Origin of the sequence: Commensalibacter communis (assembly GCF_947179105.1) — a bacterium.
GTDB classification, from domain to species: domain Bacteria; phylum Pseudomonadota; class Alphaproteobacteria; order Acetobacterales; family Acetobacteraceae; genus Commensalibacter; species Commensalibacter communis.
Map to the genome: position 1 here is coordinate 357,485 of NZ_CAMXCK010000002.1, position 24,990 is coordinate 382,474.

A 24,990-nucleotide genomic window follows, 5' to 3' on the forward strand; every position below is an offset into this window, starting at 1 on the left:
TCACATACATGTTACTTAAATAGAAGTGAATAAATTATGAAATTGAACAGAATAATTAACGACCCTAATCTTGTTGTAGAAGATGCGATTGAAGGATATGTTGCTGCTCATCCAGAGTTTTTTTCCAAAACAAATCACGAAAGAGTATTGAAATATCCTTCTATTCCACAACAAGGAAAAGTTGGGATTGTCACTGGTGGTGGTTCTGGTCATGAGCCTGCTTTCTTGGGCTATGTTGGTAAAAACATGGTGGATGCTGTTGCTATTGGTGAAATCTTTTCTTCACCAACCGCAGGTGCTTTTCTTGACGCGATGAAAGCTGCTGATGGTGGCGCTGGCGTTGCGTGCTTATACGGAAATTATGCTGGCGACAATATGAATGTCAAAATGGCAGTGAAAAAAGCTGCTGCTGCTGGTATTACTGTAAAAACAGTGGTTGCTAATGATGATGTTGCTTCTGCACCAATCACAGAAAAAGAAAAACGTCGTGGCGTTGCTGGCGAAATTTTGATGTGGAAAGTAGGTGGTGCAGCTGCAGCGGCCGGTTACGACCTTGATGGCGTGATTGCAGCTGCTCAAAAAGCAATTGATAATTGTCGTTCTATTGGGGTTGGATTAAGCTCTTGTATTATTCCAGCTGTTGGTCATCCTAATTTCAACATTGATAATGGAATGATGGAAGTTGGTATCGGTCATCATGGTGAGCCTGGTATCAATGTTGTTCCACTACAACCTGCTAAAGAAATGGCAGCAACTATGTTAGAACCAATTTTAAAAGAGGGTATTTTTGAAGCCGGTTCTGAAGTTGTTGTCTTGGTTTCTGGTTTGGGTGCGACCCCTACGATGGAGCTGTATATTTATTATGCTGAAGTTGATCGTATTTTAAAAGAAAAAGGCGTTAAGGTTCATCGTAGCTACGTGGGCAACTATTTCACTTCGCTTGAAATGATGGGTGTTACCCTTTCTATGATGAAATTAGATGACGAGTTGAAGAAACTTGTTGATGCTCCTGTTCATTCTCTAGGTATGGTTCAAGGTTAATAAAATGTCTGAAGTTGTTGTTATTAAAAATGGTGTTGATATCGTTAATGATCTGATCAATGTGATCGTTAGCAATCGGGATTACTTAAGTGAAATCGATGGTGCGATCGGGGATGGGGATCATGGTATTAACATGGCTAAAGGGTTCAATATTTGTAAAACCCGTATTGATGGTAAGGAATTAACTTTATCAGAAGCCTTGGCTGAACTTAGTGATTCTTTGATGGAAGGCATTGGTGGTTCTATGGGGCCATTATATGGCTGTATCTTCACCGGTTGGTCAGACAGTATTCAAGGTAAAACTGAACTCACCAAAGAAGATGTTCAAGCCATGTTGGTGAATGGGATGAGTGAACTTCAAGATATCAGCCCAGCTCAAAAGGGTGATAAATGTTTAGTCGATACATTATTTCCTGCGGTCGAAACTTTTCAACAAGCAGTGAAAGACGGTAAAACTTTTAAAGAAGCATTGAATATTATGAAAGATGCTGCTGCCAAAGGTCGTGATTCAACCAAAGATTTAGTGGCTAAAATTGGCCGTGCAAGCCGTTTGGGTGAACGTTCAAAAGGCGTTTTGGATGCTGGTGCGACATCATGTTGTTTATTGGTAACTCAACTCGCTGACAGTCTAGAAGCAAGAATTAAATAATTCTCCTTGATTATTCTTGTTAAATGTTAAAAGAACTGTGTCTTCTTTTAAGAGGTCACGGTTTTTTTATATGTTTATAAGAGATGATTATCATGCAATGTATTGATGTAGTGATTGATCGTGATAGTGTTTGTATGGCAGATGATATTGTAGATCATCGAAGAAACTATTCATGTAGCGTTAAAATGACTATGCATGAACTGTTAACGATATTATCACAACAATATGATCTTCCAAGGATTAGTGATGGTAAAGCATGCTGGGTTGTTGCTACAAATCGTCCTTTAATTTGTGCTGTTGTAGCGCAAGAGGAAAATTATAGACCTCGTTATATAATTTCATCTATAACGCCAATCTTACATATGTTTTTAGAAGGTCAAGATTCTATTTTGCATTTCAATTATCTTACACAGGATAAACCTTCAGCAATTTTTAAGAAAATTCAACAAGGCTATTATAAAGAGATGCGATGGAATAATTTGCATTGGGATAGCCGATAATATTCGTCAGCAAAAGCATTCACTATAAATATCTCTTAAGCTTTTGGCATATTGATCTCTCTATTTATTCATTGAAAAGATATAGAGAGATCAAAAAGATTTAAAAATTAATTGTCGATCTTAATCCAAATATAGCTTCATTTTGAATGCGTTTATGGTAACCTTCTTCTAAATTTAATCCCCCACCAGGATTAAATATATATTGAAAATCTGGTTTGACTTCCCACCATGGGGTTGCTTGGATTTGCCATGCTAATTCTATGTGGTGTTCTGTTCTTCTGATGCGCCATGAGGGATCATTATTGAAATAGCGATAATCACGATCATATTGTCTGGCTCGATCTCCAAAGCGACCAAATCCCCAAGCAAAACCAATAGAGTCATCTTCCCTATTAAACATACCTTTATAGACAATCCCAGCATCGCCACCAAGATTAACAGGGCTACGGTCTCCTGGTGAAGTTTGAATACGACCAAATAGACCTATAGAATGGTTTCTATTTTTATTACGCCACACCATTTGGTCGATGATTCCATAGAGAGACCAATTATGACGATGTTTCCACATAGTTTGGGCATTGTCAGGATCAGCAAGCGGTAGTTTTTGCGCATTATATCGTTGATCGGGAAAACCGGCGCTGTCAAAATAAGCGCCAATCCTGTAAGTTCCTGGATATCCTGTCGATGCTAATTTGTCCTTATCATCAGGAGCAGGGTTTAAATGATATTGCAGCTCATTGATAATAAACACACCCGTTGTAAAATTAAAATGCGTTCCAGAAAGATGTTTTGCTTGTGGATCACATGTAAATGCCCCTGATGGATTACAAAAAGGAACATTATTTGGATTGTCATTGGTAATTGCAAATAAATTTGTCCAATTTTCATTGGGCTGAAAAGCAAATCGAATACCAGGAGCAGCCAGAGGATAGTCTACTCCACCGCTATAGGTATCAACAGAGCTGACCATCGACCAACCAAAGGAAGCATTCATAAACATAGTGGCATAATCGCTGATATTAAATTCTTGATCTAAGCTCAATTTACCGATACGTACTGTAAATTTGTCATCCCAAAATCCTTGTTGGTACCATAGTTCCCATAGCCTTGTGGAACGATTGGCTTCGATACCACTGATATTATTAAGGTTGCTAAGATTCTCTGCTGTGAATTGCCGACCTCTGATTTGCATACCACTGATATTAAACAGTCCATGTTTTATTCCCAAAATTTTCTCAGGATCCCAGTTCAAAGTCAACGTGGTCATGCCTTCATATGCAGCACCTTGCTTGTTGCCACCATAAGGGTTTCCCCATACTTCGTTAATGTCAACTGCGGTAAAGGTAATGCCATAATTTGCTAACCAAGGGCGAACGCCCCACATATCTTTTAATAACATATCCTTGTCTTCAGGATGTTGCCCTGTGTCTTGATCCAGAACTTTCGCAGGAGGAGGTGTCTTTTTTGTGGGGTTTGCGCTGCTGCTATTAGGTGATGGTGACGCATCGTGAGTTGTTAATGCAGAGGGCTGAGCAGCATGAGATTGATTGCTGCAAAATATAATGATTAGAGGAAGATAATAAAAATATGATGCTAATTTCTTACCACATACAATAAAAGTACATAAAGAAGGATTTAAGATTTTAGTCATGGGATTGAATCTTATATTAATTGAGATTAGCTTATTTCAACTATTATAATCCTTTTTTGTCAATTTATATGTAAAGATAATAACCAGTAAATAAATACTGTGATATTTATGTACAATACTTTCTAATATATATTATAATATTATGTAATTTATATATATCTATTGCAAATATCAATAAAATTAGAAGGCATACCTGATTTTATATTGCTACTTAATAACAAATTTTAAAGCTTTTTATTTCATATATAAAATAGTAAACAAAGTAATACATCAATAATTACTTAATAGATGTATTACTTAAACTATTAATTCAATAACATTATTATATCTTGCTGCTAAAGTGCATTATCACAAATAGTATTCATTTCCCAAATAAGCATCTTGCATTCTTCTTCATTTCCCACGGTAACCCTTAGCCAATCTTTTATTCTAGGGGTATTGAAATATCGGATTAATATATTCTTTTCTCTTAGTTTAGCTGCGAGTTTATCTCCAGCAATGTTGGAATGGGAAATAAAGAGAAAGTTCGATTTTGAATCTAATACTCTAAATCCTAATTTTTGTAGAGATTTGGTTAAATAGGCTCTGTTTTCAATGATACGATTAGCATTATCAATAGACCATTGAATATCTTGTACGGCGGTTGTTGCTGCAATTTGAGCAAGTCTATCCAAAGGATAAGAGTTAAAGCTATCTTTAACCCGCCCTATCCCTTCGATTAGTTCGGAATTGCCTACAGCATAGCCAACTCTCAGTCCAGCTAGCCCATAGAATTTTGAAAAGGTTCTTACAACTAATAAATTTGGAAATTGATTAATTAATGAAACAACTGATTCCCCTCCAAAATCAATATAGGCTTCATCAACAATAACGACTTGCTGTGGGTGTTCGATAAGATATTTTTTTATTAATTGTGGGTTCAGCAATAATCCTGTTGGTGCATTGGGATTGGTAATGACAATTCCAGCACAATCTTCTTTTTCATACTCTTGAAGATTAATTTCAAAATTATCCGTTAGAGGAATTGTTTTATAGTGGATGCTGAATAAATTGCAATAAACGGGGTAAAAGCTATAGGTGATATCGGGAAATAAAATAGGCTTTTCGTGTTTTAATAACGCAAAAAATGCAAACCCTAGCACTTCATCGGAGCCATTACCCACAAAAATATTATTAATATTAACAGAGTGTAATTTGGCGAGCTCAGTGCAAAGCTGTTGTGATGTTGGATCTGGGTATAATTTTAGATGGTCATCAACAGCATTCTTTAAGGCATCTAATACCTTAGGTGAAACACCATAAGCATTTTCGTTTGTGTTGAGTTTGATAAGATTGGTTACTTTTGGTTGTTCCCCAGGCGTATAGGGAACAATATCATTCACAAAGGGGCTCCAATATGGATTATTCATCATCAATTCCTGAAATAATAGTTTTAGATAATATTAATTTTGGTTTTTAATAAGGTAACTAATTCCTCATCCCCTTGGCGTTCAGCCAGTTGAATAGGGGTGACCCCTTCACCGTCAGTATGATGTGGATTAGCCCCTGATTCTATTAAAAATTTAGCCATGTCATTTCGACCAAATAAAATTGCAAACATTAATGCTGTACGTCTAAGGTTATTTTCAGCATCAACATTGGCACCTGCTTTAATTAATAATTGTGCGATAGGAATATATCCCTTAAAAGCAACTCCAGTCAAAGCGGTGGCACCTTTGTTATCAACTATATTAGGATCAGCACCTTTATCTAATAATAATTCAACCGCTTCAAGTTGGTTATGATAACAAGCCAAAATTAGTGCAGTGTGCCCTTCGTGATTTTGATGGTTAATATCCATGCCAGCCCTGATAAATTCAGCAAGTAATTCCGTTTCCCCTTGACGTGCTGTGTCAAAATATAATGCTTCGATTTTTTCGGGAGTAAAAATAGGTTTTTGAGGGGAATTGGACATCATCATTTGCCTTGTTTGTTCATGCTAAAATATAGGTGTTGTTTTTATTTTATCGTTATTGGATAAAAAGGAAAGTAATCCTTTTTAATTTTTGTTAAAAACAGCATGAAAGCCTAAAAAATGTCTATATTGATGAACTAGATCAATTTGTCAGATAAATTAAAATATTATCATTCTTTATCCCGTTAGAAAGAAATCCTAATAACATGTTAATATCTACATATCTGCCTTATAAATTCACTAAAAAAGTAGTTTTATTTTCCCTTTGTACGACTGGGATATCGATAGGTGCATTTTATTTATATATGTGCCTGTTTCCATCGTTAGATGATCAACTATTTAAGGCTGTTAAAAAGAAATGTGAATATTACTCCTGTAAAGTTCATTTGATCTTCAAAAATACAAAACTGTTGATGATCAAGAATATAAAACATTAGCCATGTTTATTTATCATGGTAAGCTTATAAAATATAATTTTTTTTGCTGCACCGTATGTCACAGATAATGACCATTTAGAAGATACTAAAGACCGATATTTTACTATATTGTTTTCTATCAAGACTAATTTGTACCCATTTCGAGACGGAGATGGCTTTGAAAATTTTCTTAAATTTAAGAAAAATTTTCAAATAGATTATTATGAAGTAACTCCTGAAAATGATTTGTTGTATATCAATTTTTTCAACCGTAGAGATTATTATAATGGTTCTATAAGATCGGCATTGGTAATTTACTCAAATTTAAACCAAGTTTACTTACATAATCCTTAAAATAATAAGTATTGTTTTAAAATTTTACTTCATAATTTGATGGGGACATCGTTCATATTTGTTAATATAACAGCTCATCGAAATGACACAGAGAGTAGGCTGTTAGAGATTAATATTTCACTTTTCTAATATATATTAATTGGTTAAAGTGATCTTTATAAGGTTGCTGAAGACCAAGTAAACTTGCCTCATCCCAAAATATAGCATTTGTTTTTTCAATACGTAAATTTTGACATTGTTTGATTATCTCAAGCTCACAAGGAGATTGTGGTCTAATAATTTTTTAATCAGCTTTTTTTATTGTGCGTTTGCACGGTGGACGCAAGGCGATCTGCTTATTGATCGTAGCTATTACATGGGTACCATGCTTGAGGAAAATATTGTTATTGGAGGGATAATACTAGTCGCGGTTTTTATTGGGGTAATTGGAAAATAGTTGGATAGTTATTCATAGTTTCATTCTACCACTATACTGTAAAATAACGATTCATACTTATATTGAAAAAGAATGTTTTTTGTAGTTTTTAACATCTTTTTGTGCTAATAATGACACGTAAAAAAGATTAATAGGCTTCAACGCAATGAATACTTGCATTTTTTGATATGTTAAAAATGAATAATTTTATTTTATAAAGTTTTTTTGTTTTCTTTTTTAAAATGAGTATTAAGATCATAGATTAAGTATCCTAGGATTCAAGTTAGGATAAAAGACTTTTTAGGAGATATTTGAATGAATATTGATGAACTTTGTATTAATACTATTCGTGGTTTAGCGATTGACCAAGTACAGGCTGCCAATTCTGGGCATCCTGGAACACCAATGGGTTTGGCACCAGCTGCATATGCGCTGTGGAATAACGTGTTAAATTATGATCCAGCAAATCCATTATGGCCAGCACGCGATCGTTTTGTGCTTTCTGGTGGTCACGCTTCTGCATTATTATACTCAATGATTCATTTAGCTGGAATTCACAATGTTACCCATGATGGTAAAGTTGAACAAAAACCAGCATTGACTCTACAAGATTTAGAACAGTTTAGACAGTTTAATTCAAAAACTCCTGGTCATCCAGAATATCGTCACACAGCTGGTGTTGAAACAACTACAGGACCTTTGGGACAAGGGTTGGCAACTTCTGTAGGGATGGCCATTGCACAAAAATGGTTGGCCTCAAGATATAATCAACAAGGTTTTCCTTTGTTTGATTATCACATCTATACCTTCTGTGGTGATGGTGATTTGATGGAAGGGATTTCTTATGAAGCAGCTTCTGTTGCAGGTCACTTGAAATTAGGGAATTTAGTTTGGGTATATGATCGTAACCGCATTTCTATTGAAGGTAATATTAATATTGCCTTTACAGATGATGTTGCAAAACGCTTCAAAGCTCAAGGTTGGCATATTCATGAAGTTAAAGATGCAAATAACATTGCAGATTTTCAAGCTAAATTAAACGAAGCACGTCAAGCATCTGATGCACCAAGTTTGGTTATCTTAGATAGTATCATTGGGTATGGTTCTCCTAACAAAGCTGGTACACATGGTGTTCATGGTGAACCTCTTGGACCAGATGAAGTTAAGGCAACTAAAAAAGTATATGGTATGCCTGAAGATAAAACATTCTATGTTGCAGATGGCGTCAAAGAACATTTTGCTGCTGGGATTGGTAAGCGTGGTGCAGAAGCAAGCAAAAAATGGGATGCATTATTTGCTGAATATAAAACAAAGCATCCAGAACTTGCTCAAGAAATTGAAGATATTATTCATCATCGTTTACCAAAAGGGTGGGATAAAGATATTCCAGTTTTTGAGGCTGATCCAAAAGGGGTTGCTTCTCGTGCAAGTTCTGGAAAAGTATTGAACGCAATTGCTAAAAACATTCCTTGGATGGTTGGTGGATCTGCTGACCTTGCACCTTCAAATAAAAGCTGGTTAGAATTTGCTGACGCAGGTGTATTCCAAAGTCCTGATTATCCAGAAGGTAATGGTACTTTTTGTGGTCGTAATATTCATTACGGTGTTCGTGAACATGCAATGGGTGCAATCGCCAATGGTATCGCATTAAGTGGTCTCAGAACTTATGCTGCTGGGTTCTTTATTTTCTCTGATTACATGAAAAACCCAATTCGTTTAGCTTCTATTATGGGCTTGCCGATTGTTTATGTATTTACACATGACAGTATTGGTGTCGGTGAAGATGGTCCGACCCATCAACCTATTGAACAATTAGCACATTTCCGTGCAACCCCAGGGATTCGTACAATTCGACCAGCGGATGCAAATGAAGTTGTGGAAGCATGGAAATTGGCAATGGGACAAGATTATAACCATGCTCATCCTGTTATTTTGGCATTGAGCCGTCAAAATTTACCGACTATTGATCGTTCTAAATACGCCTCTGCTGCAGGGTTACACAAAGGGGGTTATGTTGTTGCTTGTTGTGGTGAATTGCCTGAAGTGATCTTAATTGCATCTGGCAGTGAAGTTGGGTTGGCGATGGAAGCATATGAGGTATTGATTAAAGAAGGTCAAAAAGCTCGTGTTGTTTCTATGCCTTCATGGGAAATTTTTGAAGAGCAACCAAAATCTTATCGTGACGAAGTATTACCTCCACATATCACAGGTCGTGTTGCGATCGAACAAGCATCTCCAATCGGTTGGGATCGTTATGCAGGCCCAACAGGAACCATTATTGCAATGCGTAGTTTTGGGGCTTCTGCACCTTATGATAAATTACGCGAACATTTTGGTTTTACCCTAGAAAATGTGTTAGCTGCAGCAAAAGAGCAGCTTAAAAAATAAAGCCTAAACTCATTAAAGCCTTCTTTACAATCGTGTAAAAGAGGGCTTTAATATTTCTAATATCAAATCAATAGTACATAATTTGTTTTTATATAAATTAATTTTAGAAGGAAAAACATCAAATGGCTGAAAATCCTCTGGTTCAACTTGAAAAATATGGTCAATCTCCTTGGTTGGACTTTATTCAGCGTTCTTTTACTGCAAATGGTAGTCTGAAAAAATTAGTTGATGAAGATAATCTTAAAGGTGTCACTTCCAATCCTGCAATTTTTGAAAAAGCAATGGGTCATGGCACAGAATATGATCCACAATTCAAAGAATTAATTGCTTCAGGTGTAACTGACGTTCCGACATTATATGAAACTGCAGCGATTGAAGATATTCGGAATACTTGTAAAGTAATGTTCCCTGTATGGGAAAAAACAAAAGGTGTGGATGGATATGTAAGTCTTGAAGTATCACCTTATATTGCGATGGATGGTCAAAAAACCATTGAAGAAGCACGTCGTTTATGGAAGCAAGTTTCTGAAAAGAATTTGATGATTAAAATTCCAGCAACCCCTCCTTGCATTCCTGCGATTGAAACCGCAATTTCTGAAGGCATTAATGTAAACGTAACATTATTATTCTCTTTGGATGCTTATAAAAATGTTTTAGAAGCGTATATTTCTGGTTTAGAAAAGCATTTAGCAAAAGGTCATCAAATTGGTCATATTGCTAGTGTTGCTTCTTTCTTTGTTAGCCGTATTGATGTTGCTATTGATAAAGAAATTGATTCTCGTGTTGCAGCTGGTGACAAAGACAGTGATGCTTTAAAAGCACTTCGTGGCAAAGTGGCTCTTGCAAATGCAAAAATGGCTTATCAGCATTATTTGGAAGTTTTGAAAACAGATCGTTGGAAAAAACTTGCTGCTGCAGGCGCACAACCACAACGTTTGTTATGGGCAAGTACTGGATGTAAAGACAAGACTTTCCCAGACACAATTTATGTTGATGGGTTAATTGGTCAAGATACTGTAAATACCATTCCTCCTGCGACGATGGATGCGTTCCGTGATCATGGAACAGCCTCTCAAACATTAGATAAAGATGTTGAGGGTGCTAAGAAAATATTGTCAGAAGCACAACGCCTCAATTTAGATTTGGCTGGTGTTACAGAAAAATTATTGACTGATGGTGTTGCTCAATTCGCAACTGCGTTTGATCAATTATTAGGATCCGTTAAAGAAAAATTAGAAACTTTACAAAGTGGGAAATAGTTCAATGCAGGATGGACAATTAATTCAAATGCAATCTGCACTGCCCGCAGATCATGAAAAAGCTGTTCAAGAAGGGTTAAACGCTTGGGATAAAGACGGTAAAGTCAAAAAAATCTGGGCGCGTGATGCTTCTGTTTGGACGGGAAATGATGAAAGTAAGTGGCTTGGTTGGCTCGATATTGTCGATGAACAAATTGGTGATCTTGCTGCACTTGAAGCATTTCAAAATGAAGTAAAAGCCAGAGGTTTTACTGATATTCTATTATTAGGAATGGGTGGCTCTAGCCTTGGACCAGAAGTTCTTGGCGAAGTATTTGGTCATCAAGCTGGTTTCCCAACTTTGCATGTGTTGGATAGCACGGACCCACAACAGGTTTTTACTTTCCAACAAAAAGTTAATCTAGGAAAAACTTTATTTATTGTTTCTTCAAAATCAGGTGGAACCTTAGAGCCTAATATCTTAAAAGCTTATTTTTATAATGAAGCGAAAAAAGTCGTTGGCGATCAGGTCGGCAGCCATTTTGTAACGGTTACCGATCCTGGTTCTCATATGGAAGATGTTGCCAAGCAAGATGATTTTTGGAAAATCTTTTATGGCAAAAAAGATATTGGTGGACGTTATTCTGTTTTATCTAACTTTGGTATTATTCCAGCAGCAGCAGCAGGTTTACCGCTGAAGGCATTGTTGGAATCTGCACACAAGATGGAAAAAGCATGTGCCGCAGAGAGTTCTTTGACTGAGAATATTGGTCTTCAGTTAGGGGCTATTTGGGGAACAGCTGTAGCACAATTTAAAAGAGATAAATTCACGATTGTTGCTTCTCCTGCTATTAACTCTTTGGGTGCGTGGTTAGAGCAACTCTTGGCTGAATCAACAGGTAAAATTGGTACAGGTATTGTTCCAATTGATGAAGAAACATTGACATCTACAGACCATTACGGAAATGATCGTTTATTCATTTATTTGCGTTTAAATGGTAATGTTAATGCTGCTCAAGAAAAAGCATTGGAAGCATTAAAAGCTGCAGGTCATCCTGTTGTTACGTTGAACTTGCATGATAAGAACCAAATTACGCAAGTTTTCTTTCAAACTGAATTCGCAACAGCTGTAGCAGGGTCTTTTATTGGAATTGATCCGTTCGATCAACCTGATGTTGAAGCAAGTAAAATCGAAACAAAAAAAATTACCAATGCTTACAACGATCATGGTAAATTACCAGAAATTACTCCTGTGGTTCGTGATGGTAATTTTGAAGTTTACGCAGGTAAGGTTGAAGTTGAAAAATTAAAGAATGCTTCATCTTTGACGGATGCTTTGAAGACTTTATTCTCACAAGTGCAAGCTGGTGATTATGTTGGTGTATTAGCTTATATTGAACGTGATCTTGCAACGCGTGATTGGATTCAAAAGATCCGCCTGGCTATTCGTGACAAGAAAAAAGTCGCAACCGCTGCGGAATTCGGTCCTCGTTTCTTGCACTCAACGGGGCAAGCTTATAAAGGTGGACCTAAAACAGGTGTATTTTTACAAATTACAGTCGACGATGTAAGTGACTTGCCAGTTCCAGCAGAAAAATATACTTTTGGAATTGTAAAAGAAGCCCAAGCACGTGGCGATTTTGATGTTTTATCAGAACGTGATAGAAGAGTTATTCGTATTCACGTCAAAGGGGATATGAAGTCAGGTTTGGAAGCTTTGAGCAAGACTATTTTGAACGCTTTGTAGTTTAAACAGATCGTGCCTTGTGAAGATAATATACAGGGCACTTTCATTTTATGACATTAATTTAAAGGAAATTATTATGAAATTAGGTATGTATGGCTTAGGTAGAATGGGTGGCAATATGGCTATCCGTTTGGCTCGTCATGGTCATGAAGTTGTATTGTTAAATCGTACACGTGCAGTTAGTGAAAAAGTTCATGCTGAAGCTCCTAAAAGTGCAATTGCAGATAATTTAGAAGAATTAGTTGCATCACTTCCTTCTCCTAAAATTATTTGGGTCATGTTACCATCTGGTGATGTAACGGAAAAAGCGATTGAAACACTTGGCAATATGCTGAGCAAAGGCGATATCGTTATTGATGGTGGTAACACTTGTTATAAAGATGATGTACGTCGTGCAAAAATCTTGCATGCCAAAGGTATTCATTATGTCGACGTTGGTACATCAGGTGGCGTTTGGGGATTAGAACGCGGTTATTGCATGATGTATGGTGGTAATCAAGAAGCGGTTGATCATATTGATCCAATTCTAGATTCTTTGGCACCTGGAATGGGCGATATTCCTCGTACAAAAAATCGTGGTTCAAACTTGAACCCACGTGCAGAAAAAGGATATTTACATTGTGGTCCAGCAGGTTCTGGTCATTTTGTAAAAATGGTTCATAACGGTATCGAATACGGAATGATGCAAGCCTATGCAGAAGGGTTCGATATTATGCGTATGAAAGGATCAGATCGTTTACCAGAAGAACAACGTTTTGATTTAAATATGGCTGATATTGCTGAAGTATGGCGTCGTGGCAGCGTTATTCCATCATGGTTATTAGATCTTTGTGCAGATGCTTTGGCTGTTGATGGCGATTTATCTAAATTCCAAGGGGATGTTGCTGATACAGGTGAAGGTCGTTGGACAATCGAAGCTGCAATTGAAGAGGCAGTTCCTGCTCCAGTTATTACAGCTGCGTTATTTACACGTTTCCGTTCTCGTTCAGGAAATACATATGCTGAGAAAATGTTATCAGCAATGCGTTTTGGATTTGGTGGGCACGTAGAAAAAAAATAAAATAAATACAAATTTTATTGAAATAAAAGCTTTAATCATAAAGATTAAGGCTTTTTTTTATGCCATTTATTTCGTTATTTGCAGTAAAAAAATAATTTTATAATTTTATATGAGTTTTTATTTTCTTTTATAAAAAAGTAAACTATTTGTTATATATTCTTTACAATATTTTATTATAGAATGCTGGTGAAGAGCTGTTGTGCAGTTATTATTAGGGATTAAAAGGTGAAGAATTTATGAAGCAATAGTCATATTTTCTCAGTTTAAGTATAAAGCATAATTATACTATTCATTCGATATATATCGAAATCAAAAATAATTTTATTATTCAAGAAACAAAATAACAAGGAATGACATTGTGAATGCCTATTCCTTACAAGGAGGTCATGGTATGACAATCAAACAACATGATATGAGTCCTCAGATCAATATGGAGAAAAAGGACTTTGCTGGGCCAGTTCGAACGGTAGTCCCCGTTTATAATCATCATTTACCTCCTTGTAATCATGCCTGCCCAGCTGGTGAGGATATTCAAGGATGGCTATCTCTGGCTCAAGCTGGTCAATTCCAAGCTGCTTGGGAACATATTTTGATGAATAATCCAATGCCAGCAGTCCACGGACGTGCTTGCTATCACCCTTGCGAAGATTCCTGTAATCGTGGTGATTTGGATGGTTCTATTACTATTCATGCCGTTGAACGATTTTTAGGGGATATGGCAAATGCCAGTGGATGGCAAGTTCCTATTGCAGAAAATAAAAATAGTAAGCGTATTTTAATCGTGGGTGCGGGTCCTGGTGGATTATCAGCAGCCTATCATTTGCGTCGCATGGGTCATGAAGTCGAAATAAGAGAGGCTTTTTCGATACCAGGTGGTATGATGCAATATGGTATTCCAGCTTATCGCTTACCTCGTGATATTTTAAAACAAGACATTGATCGTATCGTCGGAATGGGCGTTAAGATCGTTTGTAATCACCGTGTTGCTGATCTGGAACAAGAAAGAAAAGATGGTAAGTTTGATGCTGTGTTCCTTGGGATTGGTGCGGGAAAACCTTCTTTAATTGATATCCCTACACAAGAAGGGTCTCATGTTTTATCTGCGGCTGAATTTTTACATGATGTCAGCGCAGGAAATGAGCCTAAGGTCGGTGAAAATGTATTGGTTTACGGTGCAGGGAATACTGCGATGGATGCTGCACGTTCAGCATTTCGTATGGGTGCAAAAACCGTTAAGATCATTTTCTTTTGGGATCGTCCTCATATGGAGGCACATGATTTTGAAATCGTGGATGCTGATGCCGAAGGCACTGAATTTAAATGCATGAGCACGATTGCTTCGATCGAAAAAAATAAAGTTGTGTTAAGAAAAATGGTTGTTGGCGATACCGGTCGTCCAGAGCCTACAGAAGAATTTGAAGATATGCCAATGGATACAGTGATTATGGCATTGGGGCAAAGACCTGAAAGCAGCTTCTTAAGCAATGTGGCTGGCATTGAGTTAAACCCAGATGGTACGATTGTTGTTGGTTCTGATATGATGACAGGTGCAGCCGGCGTTTTTGCTGGTGGTGATGCAATTCGTGGACCACGCAGTGTGACAACCGCAGTCGGTTTGGGCAAAAAAGCAGCCAGATTTATTAATGGTTGGTTAAGTGCCAATGCCTATCAAATTCCACCTAAAAATCCAATTTCTTACTATAAAGATTTACATTTACCTTTATTAGCAGAAACCCCACAAACTATTCAAAAAGAATTGCCTGTTGAAGAACGTATTGGTTTCAAAGAAACATTAATTGGTTTTTCAGAAGATGAAGCTGTGTATGAAGCACAACGTTGTCTGTCATGCGGAAATTGTTATGAGTGTGATAACTGTTTGGCTGCATGTCCAGAGCAGGCCTTGACAAAATTAGGCCCAGGAAATGGGTATGCAGTGGATATGGATCGCTGTACGGGATGTTCTGCTTGTTTTGAAACATGTCCATGTCAAGCAATTGATATGGTTACAGAGCAACGTGTATAAGATAGGGAATAAAATAGATGTCTAAGATAATTATGGATGCGAATACAGCAGTTGCACATATTGCGTATCGTGTGAATGAAGTTTGTGCTATTTTCCCAATTACCCCTTCGTCCCCTATGGCAGAAGACATTGATGATTGGGCATCCAAAGGGAAAAAGAATATATGGGGTAATGTTCCCTTTGTTCAACAAATGCAAAGTGAAGGTGGTGCTGCTGGGACTGTTCATGGTGCATTACAATCTGGTGCATTAACAACGACTTTTACGGCCTCTCAAGGGTTGTTGTTAATGTTGCCAAATATGTATAAAATCGCTGGAGAGTTGACTTCTACAGTTTTCCATGTTGCTGCACGTTCAATTGCGACTTCTGCATTATCGATTTTTGGTGATCACTCTGACGTAATGGCTGCCAGAATGACGGGTTTCGCTATTCTTGGCGCAGCATCTGTTCAAGAAGCGCATGATTTATCCTTAATTACTCATGCAGCCACTTTGGCTGCACGGGTACCTTTTATTCATTTCTTTGATGGTTTCCGTACATCTCATGAATTAAACACGTTGGATATGATTCCTGATGATGTTATTGAAAAAATGATTGATGATGATCTGGTTGCAGCGCATCGCGAACGTGGATTAAGCCCTGAAAATCCATTTATTCGTGGGACCGCACATAATCCAGATACGTTCTTCCAAGCTAGAGAAGCGGTCAACCAATATTACAACAAAACGGCTGAAATTGTTGAACAATATATGGACCGTTTTGGCAAATTAACAGGTCGTCATTATGGGTTGGTTGAGTATAATGGTGATCCAAACGCAGAGCATGTGATTGTATTAATTGGTTCTGCTGCGGAAACTGCTGAAGAAACAGTTAAAATTTTAAGGCAACAAGGTGAGGCTGTTGGTATTTTAAAGGTTCGTTTATACCGCCCATTTCCAGCACAACAAGTATTAGATGCTTTACCCAAAACGGTTAAGCGTATTGCAGTAATGGATCGTACCAAAGAATCTGGTGCGTTGGGTGAGCCTTTATATCTAGATGTTATGGCAACTTTGGCTGAAGCGGTCGCCAGAGGAAATCGTGAGCATTTGCCATTAATTATTGGTGGGCGCTATGGGTTATCTTCTAAAGATTTTACCCCAGCAATGGTTAAAGCTGTATTTGATGAATTAAAAGTTGAAAAACCACGCCATGGATTTACCGTTGGTATTAAAGATGATTTAACACATACCAGTTTGGATTATGATCCTGCGTTTAATATTGAGCATGCAGATACAAAACGCGCGATGTTCTTTGGATTGGGTTCAGACGGTACGGTTGGTGCAAATAAGAATAGTGTAAAAATTATTTCCGAAGATGTAGGACAATATGCCCAAGGGTATTTTGTGTATGATTCTCGTAAAGCAGGCGCACAAACAGTTTCTCACTTGCGTTTTGGTCACGAACCTATCAAAGCAGCGTATTTAGTACAACAAGCTGATTTTGTTGGGTGTCATCAATTCCATTTCTTGTATCGTCAAGATATTTTGGAAAATGCTGCGGACAATGGTACGTTTTTATTGAATTCCCATTACAGTGCTGAGGAAGTATGGCAACATTTGCCACGCTTAACACAACAACGCATTATTGAGAAAAAATTAAAATTCTTTGTTGTGGACGCGTCCAAGGTCGCTCAAGAAGTTGGTTTGGGTATGCGTACCAATACCATTCTACAAACTTGTTTTTTTGCAATTTCTGGGGTGTTGCCTCGTGATGAAGCGATTGATTATATTAAAAAATCAATCCATAAAACTTATTCATCTAAAGGTGATGCAGTCGTTCAAAAGAATTATAAAGCGGTTGATGCTGCTTGCGATCATTTATTTGAAGTTAAGGTGCCAGAATATGCTTCCAGCAATTTAGCTCAAGAAAATCCAGTGCCAGCTGATGCACCTAAATTTATTCATGATGTGATTGTGCCTATGTTCTCTGGTCGTGGTGAAAGTCTGCCAGTCAGTCTTTTACCTGCTGATGGAACGTTCCCTTCTGGGACTGCGGCATATGAAAAGCGCAATATTTCTGATTTCGTGCCTGAATGGCGTGAAGATCTATGTATTCAATGCGGTCAATGTGGTTATGTTTGCCCACATAGTGTGATTCGTGCCAAAACGTATGATAAAAAAGAATTGGCAAATGCCCCAGAGGACTTCAAAACAGCTCCAGTCAATGCGCGTGGTTACCCAAATACAAACTTTACCTTACAATTCTATGTGGAAGATTGCACAGGATGCACTTTATGTGTGAGCGTTTGCCCAGCAAGTAGCCCAACAGAACCTGATGTTCGTGCGATTAACATGACTGCAAAAGAAACGTTGTTGGATCGTGAAAAACGTAACTTGGAGTTCTTTAAAGAACTACCTGTTAATGATCGTAGCAAGATTAATTTCTCTAATGTTCGTGGTGTGCAGTTCCTTGAGCCTTTATTTGAGTTCTCTGGTGCTTGTGCGGGATGTGGTGAGACCCCTTATTTAAAAGTATTAACGCAACTATTTGGTGATCGTTTACAAGTTGCAAACGCAACGGGCTGTTCCTCAATTTATGGTGGGAATATGCCAGTAACCCCTTGGGCAATGAACAAAGAAGGTAAGGGACCTGCTTGGTCCAACTCGCTTTATGAAGATAACGCTGAATTTGGATTGGGTTTCAGAGTAGCAGCAGATAAACAATTAGAAGTTGCCACTCATTTACTTTTAAAACTGAAAGATCAAGTGGGAGAAGAATTGGTTAATGCAATTCTTACTTCTAAGCAAGTTCATGAATCAGAAATCAGAGCGCAGCGTTTGCGTGTGGGTGAATTAAAAACTAAATTATCTCAAATCAATGACGTTACAGCAAAGCGGCTAGGCACAGTTGTAGATCATTTCATTCGCCGCAGTATTTGGATTGTCGGTGGTGATGGTTGGGCGTATGATATTGGTTATGGTGGTCTGGATCACGTTCTTGCCTCTGGTCAAAATGTGAATATCTTGGTGATGGATACAGAAATGTATTCTAACACTGGGGGGCAAGCATCAAAGGCTTCTCCATTCGGATCTGTTGCGAAATTTGCCTCTTCAGGTAAAGAAACCGTTCGTAAAGATTTGGCTTTGATGGCAATGACTTATGATAATGTGTATGTAGCTCAAGTGGCAATGGGTGCAAGCCCACAACATACATTGGATGTGTTCCGTCAAGCAGAAGCATATGATGGCCCCTCTTTGATTGTTGCGTATAGTCATTGTATTGGTCAAGGATTGGATATGCGTCAAGGGTTGGTTCAACAAGGGTTGGCTACAGATTCTGGTTATTGGCCTTTGTTTAGATTTGATCCAATGATGCGTAAAATTGGTAAGAACCCATTCCAATTAGATTCTCCTAAACCTTCTATTCCATTGAAGAAATATGCGGGTAATGAAATTCGTTATCGTAATTTGGCTCGTATTCGTCCAAATGATGCAGAGCAAATCATGGAAGCAGCTCAAAAAGCGGTTACTCGTAAATATGAGCAATATGAAGCATTGGCATCAATGGAAGGCAGCGAAATGAACCCCGTTGTTTTCGGTCTTAAAACACATTAAAACGAATGTAGTTTAGGTAGAAAAACCCTGTCATGAAAGTGGCAGGGTTTTTTATTTGGCTGAGAGGATACTGAATTTACAGATATTCTATTAGATAAAGATGTTTTACTTAGAGACAGTTTTTATTTTCGTGATAGGATCAATAAAATAAATAACCATATTTGATGAAGGAGGTTATGTTGAATCTTTCAACTTTTAATCGAGCAAAGAATAAAAAAGAGGCATCAGGGAAAATAAAATTACTGGTTTCTGATATTGATGGAACGTTGGTAACAAATGATAAAAAAATAACACCAGAAGCTCTTGTGGCTACGCAAAAGTTACAAGAGGCTGGTATACATTTATGTTTGGTCAGTAGCAGGCCCCCTCAAGGGATTCAAATGTTTTTTAAAGAGTTGAATATATTAACTCCTTTTGCTGCATTGAATGGTGGGGAAATTATTGGCAATGATGGAACAGTTGTATCCAGTATGATGATGGATACGAAAGATGCGCATGAGATATATGATTTATTACATAGTCATGATGTAAAAGCATGGGTTTTTGGAGGATTTGATTGGGTTGTGTTTGATATGAATGACCCATATATTCCACATGAAAAAGCAGTTGTGGGGTCTAATCCAGAGCTTTTGAATCATATTAATGAATATAAAAAGAGAATTGTAAAAATTGAAGGTGTGTCTTCTAATACTGCTGTGTTAGACAAGCTGGCAGCACATATTAATCAAAAATATCCCAATACAGTCAAAGCATTACGTTCCTCCGATCATTATTTAGATATTACCCATCCAAAAGCGAACAAAGGCTCTGCGGCGATTGAGCTGGGTAAACAATATGGAATTGATATTTCAGAGATTGCCTGTATTGGGGATATGGATAATGATATTCCAATGCTGGAAATCGCAGGTTTATCGATTGCAATGGGACAATCCACGGAAAATGTATATCGACATGCTCATTTCCAAACCAAAAGCAACGAAGATAATGGTTGGGCTTATGCCGTAGAGCAGTATATTTTGCCTCGAGCTTAATAAGTTTTATTTGATAGAAAAATAATAAATTTTCGTTATTATTTATTTTAATTAGAATAGCATTTTATAAAGAGGATTTAATGATGAGTGATAAAATAGAAGATACAGGGGAAAAAGGTCATACAGCGACAACAGGGTATGTGCTTGTACTATCAGATGTAATTGCGCAAGCTGAGTATTTAGCCAGCTCTATTTTACATCACGCAGAAGAAAAAGAACAAGGCGAAACCCTTCGAATTGCTTTATCAGGAGGATCTACTCCAAAAAGATTATATGAATTACTTGGCAGTTCCGAATATGCGGATCGTATGCCATGGCACAAAATTCATTTATTCTTTGGGGATGAAAGAATGGTTCCTCATACCGATTCAGATAGTAATTTTCATATGGTCAAAGAATCTTTATTGGCGCATATTGATATTCCTTTTCGTAATGTTCATCCAATGCCTGTGCTGGATGACCCCGTAAAGGCTGCAGAAATCTATCAAGCAGAATTGCAAGCAATTTATGGTTCTGATACGTTACAAGCTGGAAAGCCTTTGTTTGATATTGTGTTATTGGGTCTTGGTGGGGATGGTCATACAGCCTCTTTATTTCCTGGTACGCCTGTTTTAGAAGAAAAAGACAAATGGGTTTCTTGGAGCCAACCTTCCGATGCTCCGCATAAAAGAATGACATTAACTTACCCTGCGATTGCTTCTAGTCGTTTTGTGATGTTTGTGGTCAGTGGTGAAAACAAAGCGCAAATTATTCGTGAAGTGCGTGATGAAAATAAACCTTATCCTTCTGCAGCGATTAAAACCGAGGGAGAATTACACTGGATTCTTGATCGTGCAGCTGGTGGTGAGTAAGTTATAGCAAATAGCTCTACAATTATTATGGATTTAGTTGTAGAGATTTTATTTTGCCATATCAAGGAAACGGTCGAAGGTCATGGATGCAAGTCAAATAGAAATTTATAAACAACAAGTGGGAAAAGTTGCAGCTTCTTTGGTTACTTCAGGAATGAAGGTTGGCCTAGGAAGTGGTAGTACTGCTGCCTGTGTTGTGCGTGCTTTGGGAAAGCGGTGGCAAGAAGAAGGGCTACGTTTTATTGGCGTGCCAACTTCTGTTGATACAGCCCACTTGGCGCAGTCTTTTGGGATTGAATTGACCACGTTAGGCAAATGTCCCGAATTAGATTTGGATATCGATGGTGCTGATGAGGTAACCCACCAACATTATCATTTAATCAAAGGATTAGGTGGTGCGTTATTAAGAGAGAAGATTGTTCGTTACGCTGCAAAGAAATTTGTGGTGGTGGTTGACGAACGTAAAATGGTAGATCAATTAGGCGATCATACGCCTGTCCCTGTAGAAGTAACGCCATTTGGATGGGAAGCAACAGCAAAACATCTTGAAAAGATTGGTGCAACCATTAGCATTCGCCTTAAGAAAGAAAGCCAAGAGTTTTTCTTAACAGATGGTGCGAATATGATTTTGGATTGTCATTTTGGATTAATTACGGATCCAGCCAAATTAGAAAAAGAAATTAATGAAATCGTTGGGGTGATGGAGAATGGTCTATTCATCCATTGTACAGACGAAGTCTTAATCGCTGGTCATGATGGAATACAACATTTAAAATAGGCGGAGTATCTTTGTAATGAATCATCCCATCGCTGACGTTTCTTTAATCAAACCTTGTTTGCTGGTTATAATGGGGGTTTCTGGCTGTGGGAAAAGCAAGCTTGCCAAGGGATTGCAGCAACAATTAAATTGGCCTTTTCAGGAAGGGGATAGCTTGCATTCAGCGCAAAATATTCAAAAAATGTCAGAGGGCACTCCTTTGACAGATGAAGATCGTTTACCTTGGCTAGAAAAATGTCATGATTGGTTAAAAGAACGTGAAGTCTCTGGCGTTGGATGTGGAATTTTAACCTGCTCAGCGTTGAAAAAGAGTTATCGCGATATTCTAAGAAAAGATATTCGCGGGTCTTTTTATTTCATCTATATTGATGTGCCTCAAGATATTTTATTGCAGCGTCTGCAAAAACGAAAAGGGCATTTTATGCCTGCAAGTCTGCTTTCAAGCCAGCTTGAAACATTGGATACGCCTGATGCTGATGAGAATTTTATCAAAATTACTGTCAGAAATGATCCGTTTGAAGAAGTGCTGCAAAAGGTATTGCTCCAATTGCAGCATATTTCACTTAAAAGCTAGCGGTCAAAGAGACGTTAAAAGAACGCCCAATGCCGGGTAAGGCTCTGACTTGGTTATTGGCAATTAAATCCCCAATGGATAATCCACCCATGGGCATATAATATTTTTTATTCATGACATTTTCGATGCTGCCGTCAAGGCGGAACATATTCCACGTATAGCTGGTGCCGAGGTTCAATAAGATGTAACCAGGTGTTTTAGGTTCACGACGCAATGGATCGGTTAAGCCTTTAGCATTGACGAATTCTGCTTCAATACGGCCACTCCAGGCACCGATATATTGATTAAGGCTTAATGTGCCATTGGTTGGCATCATATGATACAGATTCGTATGATTGGTTAAGTCTGTGCCTCTGACCCAGTTTAAATTACCCCGTAAAATGCCTTTACCAAATTTCTTATTATTCCATACATTATAGGTGCCAACAGAGTTAACACCGTATAATTGTGCATTATGATTGGCAAATTGCAAGTTTGAAATAGTGGTTCCGGCACGCCCCGAGGCACTGCTCAAATAATTGACGTTAATATAATGATGGATATAGGTATAATAAGGTTGTATTTTTAATTCCCAGACTTCTTGTTTGACATCATGGAAATTAAAGCTGGTGCTGATGGTATTGGCAATTTCAGGTTTAAGATTAATATCACCCCTATACCCGTTTCCATCACCAAACCAGCCAACCATCCGCATGGCCATGCCTGAGGTTCCCCAAGAGTAGCGTTCGTATAAATTAGGAGAGCGAGTCTTTCTGGCGTAACCTGTTTCCCAAGTTAAATGAGGATCCACTTTGTAACGGACAAGAGCTGTTACATCAAAATTGACATCTGTTTTTCCTCGATCGGCTTGATTAAAGCGATTAATTGCAGCACGTTCGGTGGCGTTCATGCCCGCCAGCCCTTGATAGCCAGAAACCTGCCCTGTATTTGTCATGACAACGTCATTTCTGACACCCAGCAACGTGGTTACTTTATGGTTCCATTGTGTTTCAAGCTCGGCATAGGTTCCTAAGCGATTACGATGGCCGTTATTAATATTATGATAGGTATTAGGTCCCATCATCATGCTGCCTTCTAAGGCAGGCCACCAGTCATTTAGTGTGTAATATGCGAATTCATTTCCGATACGCAGGGTATTTTTATCATCAAGATAAATGCTTCCTTTGATATCATATCCTGCTAAACGTCCAAGATTATTCATGGGCATCCCTGTGGTGGGTGAATGCCCCCCCTTGTCGCCAAGCATATTCATGGCATGGGTTACGCGTTGCCAATAGCCACGTGCTTCCACAGTTCCCCAATCAAAATCACCTTTATATTTACCATTAATAAAGACTGATTGATTTTTTGTCATGTCCATATACGCATTGGGAAAGCCTTCATAAGGCGTATCCGTTTGTCCTATGTTTAAGGATAATACATGATTATCTTTTTTATAGGCTAATGTTACGTCATGATTGAACATTTTATATTGTGTGGATTTAACCTGACCACCGCCAGCCCCAGCATGATAATTTCTTGATTGAGACCATCCACCATTATATCGAATGCTAAGATGATCGTTAGCGACGGTAACATCTCCCGAGGCGCCTAATCCCTTCCCATTACTATGGAAAAAGCCAGAGACTTGTCCTTTTGCAATGATTTTATCTTTTTTCTTTGAGAAAACAGGAGATTTACGTTGGATATCAATGGTTCCACCTGTGCTGTCTCCACCCAAACTGACAGGGGAGATCCCAGCCATGATATTAATTACCGATACATCATGGGGGTTTAGGTATGAAAGTGCAGGATTCATATGATTGGGGCAGTCACCAGTGATGCGCATCCCATCAATGGTCGTGGCAACTCGGTCATCTGCCATGCCATTTAAAACGGGCAAAGAGGCAATACGTCCTGACTTGTAAAGGCTAACCCCCATTTGGTTTTCGAGTAATGCACCAGTATCAGGACTGTTATTCACAATATTTTTGAGCTGATCTGCTTTTAAAATGGTACTGCCAGGTGTGATTTCTGTTGGGTTGTCAGAGACATCATCCGCATTAATATTAATCGTTGGAATAGGGGGAGTATTTGTGGATACGGATTGTGCAGAAGAAGAAGGTGTTTCTGCTGCGAAAGTAGATGATGTATGTATAAAAAAAACAGAAAGCATCAACGAGAGTTTATAGCTTAGGCGCGTAGAAGGGAACATGGTTCGACTCTGATATAAAATAGATACAAATAGAGTGAGCTTTTCTTTGGAGATTAAAGAGAAGCGGAATCAGAATCAAAAGATGGGGGCGCTCGGGGAGGGTTATTTTTGGTTGAAACCGTCGGTGGTGCTTGTGAGAAACATGATTTTATTTCAAAAGCGGTAAGAACTATACTTAATGCAGGAAGTCTAGGATTGTCCGATAATAGAGGTGTAGGTATGGCAAAGCTGGTGCATAGAGGACATAAAACCATGCCATGCTGGGATTTCTGATGATGATCTTGATTAGTTTGGTCGGAGGGTTGCATATGTTCCATATGCATACAGTCTTCCATATCCATTGATGCCACAGAAGCTGGAGCTTCATCCATCATCATTGGGCAATGCCACCAACTACTGAATGTTAAAGGTGAAATCAATAATTGGAGGATAAAGAGCGCCAAAACGACGTAGATCGTGTACAAAAAACCAGAATGCTGGGTTTTATTTCTATTTTGTATCCAATTAATATGTAAATTAAAAGGCTGCAT

General features: G+C 38.1%; 17 protein-coding genes and 1 pseudogene. 13 read left to right on the forward strand and 5 right to left on the reverse strand.

The annotated features are described in order from the left end of the window. Positions 1–36 precede the first annotated feature (36 nt). The 3 genes from PQG52_RS06320 to PQG52_RS06330 all read left to right on the forward strand — a co-directional run bounded on the left by PQG52_RS06320 (position 37) and on the right by PQG52_RS06330 (position 2,190). Positions 37–1,041: a dihydroxyacetone kinase subunit DhaK gene (locus PQG52_RS06320; RefSeq protein WP_271828535.1), complete on the forward strand. Its 1,005-nt coding sequence runs from the start codon at positions 37–39 to the stop codon at positions 1,039–1,041. Positions 1,042–1,045: 4 nt separating this feature from the next. Continuing rightward, a complete protein-coding gene (gene dhaL / locus PQG52_RS06325; protein ID WP_271828536.1) occupies positions 1,046–1,690 on the forward strand; it encodes a dihydroxyacetone kinase subunit DhaL in 645 nt (214 codons plus the stop codon). 92 nt (positions 1,691–1,782) lie between these two features. Next, a complete protein-coding gene (locus PQG52_RS06330) occupies positions 1,783–2,190 on the forward strand; it encodes a hypothetical protein (RefSeq protein WP_271828538.1) in 408 nt (135 codons plus the stop codon). Positions 2,191–2,290: 100 nt separating this feature from the next. Here the strand turns inward: PQG52_RS06330 and PQG52_RS06335 are convergent, their stop codons facing one another. The 3 genes from PQG52_RS06335 to PQG52_RS06345 all read right to left on the reverse strand — a co-directional run bounded on the left by PQG52_RS06335 (position 2,291) and on the right by PQG52_RS06345 (position 5,801). Further along, complete coding sequence (locus PQG52_RS06335) at positions 2,291–3,841, reverse strand: carbohydrate porin (RefSeq protein WP_271828539.1); 1,551 nt, start codon at positions 3,839–3,841, stop codon at positions 2,291–2,293. 335 nt (positions 3,842–4,176) lie between these two features. After that, positions 4,177–5,250 (reverse strand): histidinol-phosphate transaminase, encoded by a 1,074-nt coding sequence (hisC, locus tag PQG52_RS06340; protein ID WP_271828624.1) that lies wholly within the window; start codon positions 5,248–5,250, stop codon positions 4,177–4,179. A gap of 23 nt (positions 5,251–5,273) precedes the next feature. Then, entirely contained in the window at positions 5,274–5,801 is a 528-nt protein-coding gene (locus PQG52_RS06345) for an ankyrin repeat domain-containing protein (protein WP_340222230.1), read from the reverse strand. Between the two features lie 1,029 nt (positions 5,802–6,830). On the opposite strand from PQG52_RS06345, the gene PQG52_RS06350 reads away from it, so the two are divergent. The 10 genes and pseudogenes from PQG52_RS06350 to PQG52_RS06395 all read left to right on the forward strand — a co-directional run bounded on the left by PQG52_RS06350 (position 6,831) and on the right by PQG52_RS06395 (position 22,266). Beyond that, entirely contained in the window at positions 6,831–7,001 is a 171-nt protein-coding gene (locus PQG52_RS06350) for a hypothetical protein (RefSeq protein WP_271828540.1), read from the forward strand. 294 nt (positions 7,002–7,295) lie between these two features. Then, on the forward strand, positions 7,296–9,368 hold the full coding sequence (tkt, locus tag PQG52_RS06355; protein WP_271828541.1) for a transketolase: 2,073 nt from the start codon (positions 7,296–7,298) through the stop codon (positions 9,366–9,368). Between the two features lie 122 nt (positions 9,369–9,490). Further along, positions 9,491–12,353 (forward strand): annotated as a pseudogene (locus tag PQG52_RS06360) (bifunctional transaldolase/phosoglucose isomerase). 76 nt (positions 12,354–12,429) lie between these two features. Next, positions 12,430–13,413 carry a phosphogluconate dehydrogenase (NAD(+)-dependent, decarboxylating) gene (gnd, locus tag PQG52_RS06365; RefSeq protein ID WP_271789880.1) on the forward strand — a complete coding sequence of 328 codons (984 nt, stop codon included), beginning with the start codon at positions 12,430–12,432 and terminating at the stop codon, positions 13,411–13,413. A gap of 358 nt (positions 13,414–13,771) precedes the next feature. Beyond that, the gene (locus PQG52_RS06370; RefSeq protein ID WP_271828543.1) at positions 13,772–15,436 is read left to right on the forward strand and encodes an NAD(P)-binding protein; all 1,665 of its coding nucleotides are present in this window, start codon (positions 13,772–13,774) and stop codon (positions 15,434–15,436) included. Between the two features lie 17 nt (positions 15,437–15,453). Beyond that, the gene (nifJ, locus tag PQG52_RS06375; RefSeq protein ID WP_271828545.1) at positions 15,454–19,032 is read left to right on the forward strand and encodes a pyruvate:ferredoxin (flavodoxin) oxidoreductase; all 3,579 of its coding nucleotides are present in this window, start codon (positions 15,454–15,456) and stop codon (positions 19,030–19,032) included. Between the two features lie 176 nt (positions 19,033–19,208). After that, positions 19,209–20,063, forward strand: a complete 855-nt coding sequence (locus tag PQG52_RS06380) for an HAD family hydrolase (RefSeq protein WP_271828547.1) — start codon at positions 19,209–19,211, stop codon at positions 20,061–20,063. Between the two features lie 80 nt (positions 20,064–20,143). After that, a complete protein-coding gene (gene pgl / locus PQG52_RS06385) occupies positions 20,144–20,914 on the forward strand; it encodes a 6-phosphogluconolactonase (RefSeq protein ID WP_271789884.1) in 771 nt (256 codons plus the stop codon). 82 nt (positions 20,915–20,996) lie between these two features. Then, complete coding sequence (gene rpiA / locus PQG52_RS06390) at positions 20,997–21,692, forward strand: ribose-5-phosphate isomerase RpiA (RefSeq protein ID WP_271789885.1); 696 nt, start codon at positions 20,997–20,999, stop codon at positions 21,690–21,692. 16 nt (positions 21,693–21,708) lie between these two features. Next, the gene (locus tag PQG52_RS06395) at positions 21,709–22,266 is read left to right on the forward strand and encodes a gluconokinase (protein WP_271828548.1); all 558 of its coding nucleotides are present in this window, start codon (positions 21,709–21,711) and stop codon (positions 22,264–22,266) included. On the opposite strand, the gene PQG52_RS06400 is transcribed toward PQG52_RS06395, so the two are convergent. Together PQG52_RS06400 and PQG52_RS06405 are read right to left on the reverse strand one after the other, a co-directional pair. After that, positions 22,256–24,460: a TonB-dependent receptor gene (locus PQG52_RS06400; RefSeq protein WP_271828550.1), complete on the reverse strand. Its 2,205-nt coding sequence runs from the start codon at positions 24,458–24,460 to the stop codon at positions 22,256–22,258. The genes PQG52_RS06395 and PQG52_RS06400 overlap by 11 nt on opposite strands. A gap of 53 nt (positions 24,461–24,513) precedes the next feature. Then, the gene (locus PQG52_RS06405; RefSeq protein WP_271828551.1) at positions 24,514–24,990 is read right to left on the reverse strand and encodes a DUF2946 family protein; all 477 of its coding nucleotides are present in this window, start codon (positions 24,988–24,990) and stop codon (positions 24,514–24,516) included.

Coding starts and splice junctions, on each gene's coding strand:
- PQG52_RS06320 (WP_271828535.1), top strand. CDS start 37: ATGAAATTGAACAGAATAATTAACGACCCTAATCTTGTTGTAGAAGAT.
- dhaL (WP_271828536.1), top strand. CDS start 1,046: ATGTCTGAAGTTGTTGTTATTAAAAATGGTGTTGATATCGTTAATGAT.
- PQG52_RS06330 (WP_271828538.1), top strand. CDS start 1,783: ATGCAATGTATTGATGTAGTGATTGATCGTGATAGTGTTTGTATGGCA.
- PQG52_RS06335 (WP_271828539.1), bottom strand. CDS start 3,841: ATGACTAAAATCTTAAATCCTTCTTTATGTACTTTTATTGTATGTGGT.
- hisC (WP_271828624.1), bottom strand. CDS start 5,250: ATGAATAATCCATATTGGAGCCCCTTTGTGAATGATATTGTTCCCTAT.
- PQG52_RS06345 (WP_340222230.1), bottom strand. CDS start 5,801: ATGATGATGTCCAATTCCCCTCAAAAACCTATTTTTACTCCCGAAAAA.
- tkt (WP_271828541.1), top strand. CDS start 7,296: ATGAATATTGATGAACTTTGTATTAATACTATTCGTGGTTTAGCGATT.
- gnd (WP_271789880.1), top strand. CDS start 12,430: ATGAAATTAGGTATGTATGGCTTAGGTAGAATGGGTGGCAATATGGCT.
- nifJ (WP_271828545.1), top strand. CDS start 15,454: ATGTCTAAGATAATTATGGATGCGAATACAGCAGTTGCACATATTGCG.
- PQG52_RS06380 (WP_271828547.1), top strand. CDS start 19,209: ATGTTGAATCTTTCAACTTTTAATCGAGCAAAGAATAAAAAAGAGGCA.
- pgl (WP_271789884.1), top strand. CDS start 20,144: ATGATGAGTGATAAAATAGAAGATACAGGGGAAAAAGGTCATACAGCG.
- rpiA (WP_271789885.1), top strand. CDS start 20,997: ATGGATGCAAGTCAAATAGAAATTTATAAACAACAAGTGGGAAAAGTT.
- PQG52_RS06395 (WP_271828548.1), top strand. CDS start 21,709: ATGAATCATCCCATCGCTGACGTTTCTTTAATCAAACCTTGTTTGCTG.
- PQG52_RS06400 (WP_271828550.1), bottom strand. CDS start 24,460: ATGTTCCCTTCTACGCGCCTAAGCTATAAACTCTCGTTGATGCTTTCT.
- PQG52_RS06405 (WP_271828551.1), bottom strand. CDS start 24,990: ATGCAGCCTTTTAATTTACATATTAATTGGATACAAAATAGAAATAAA.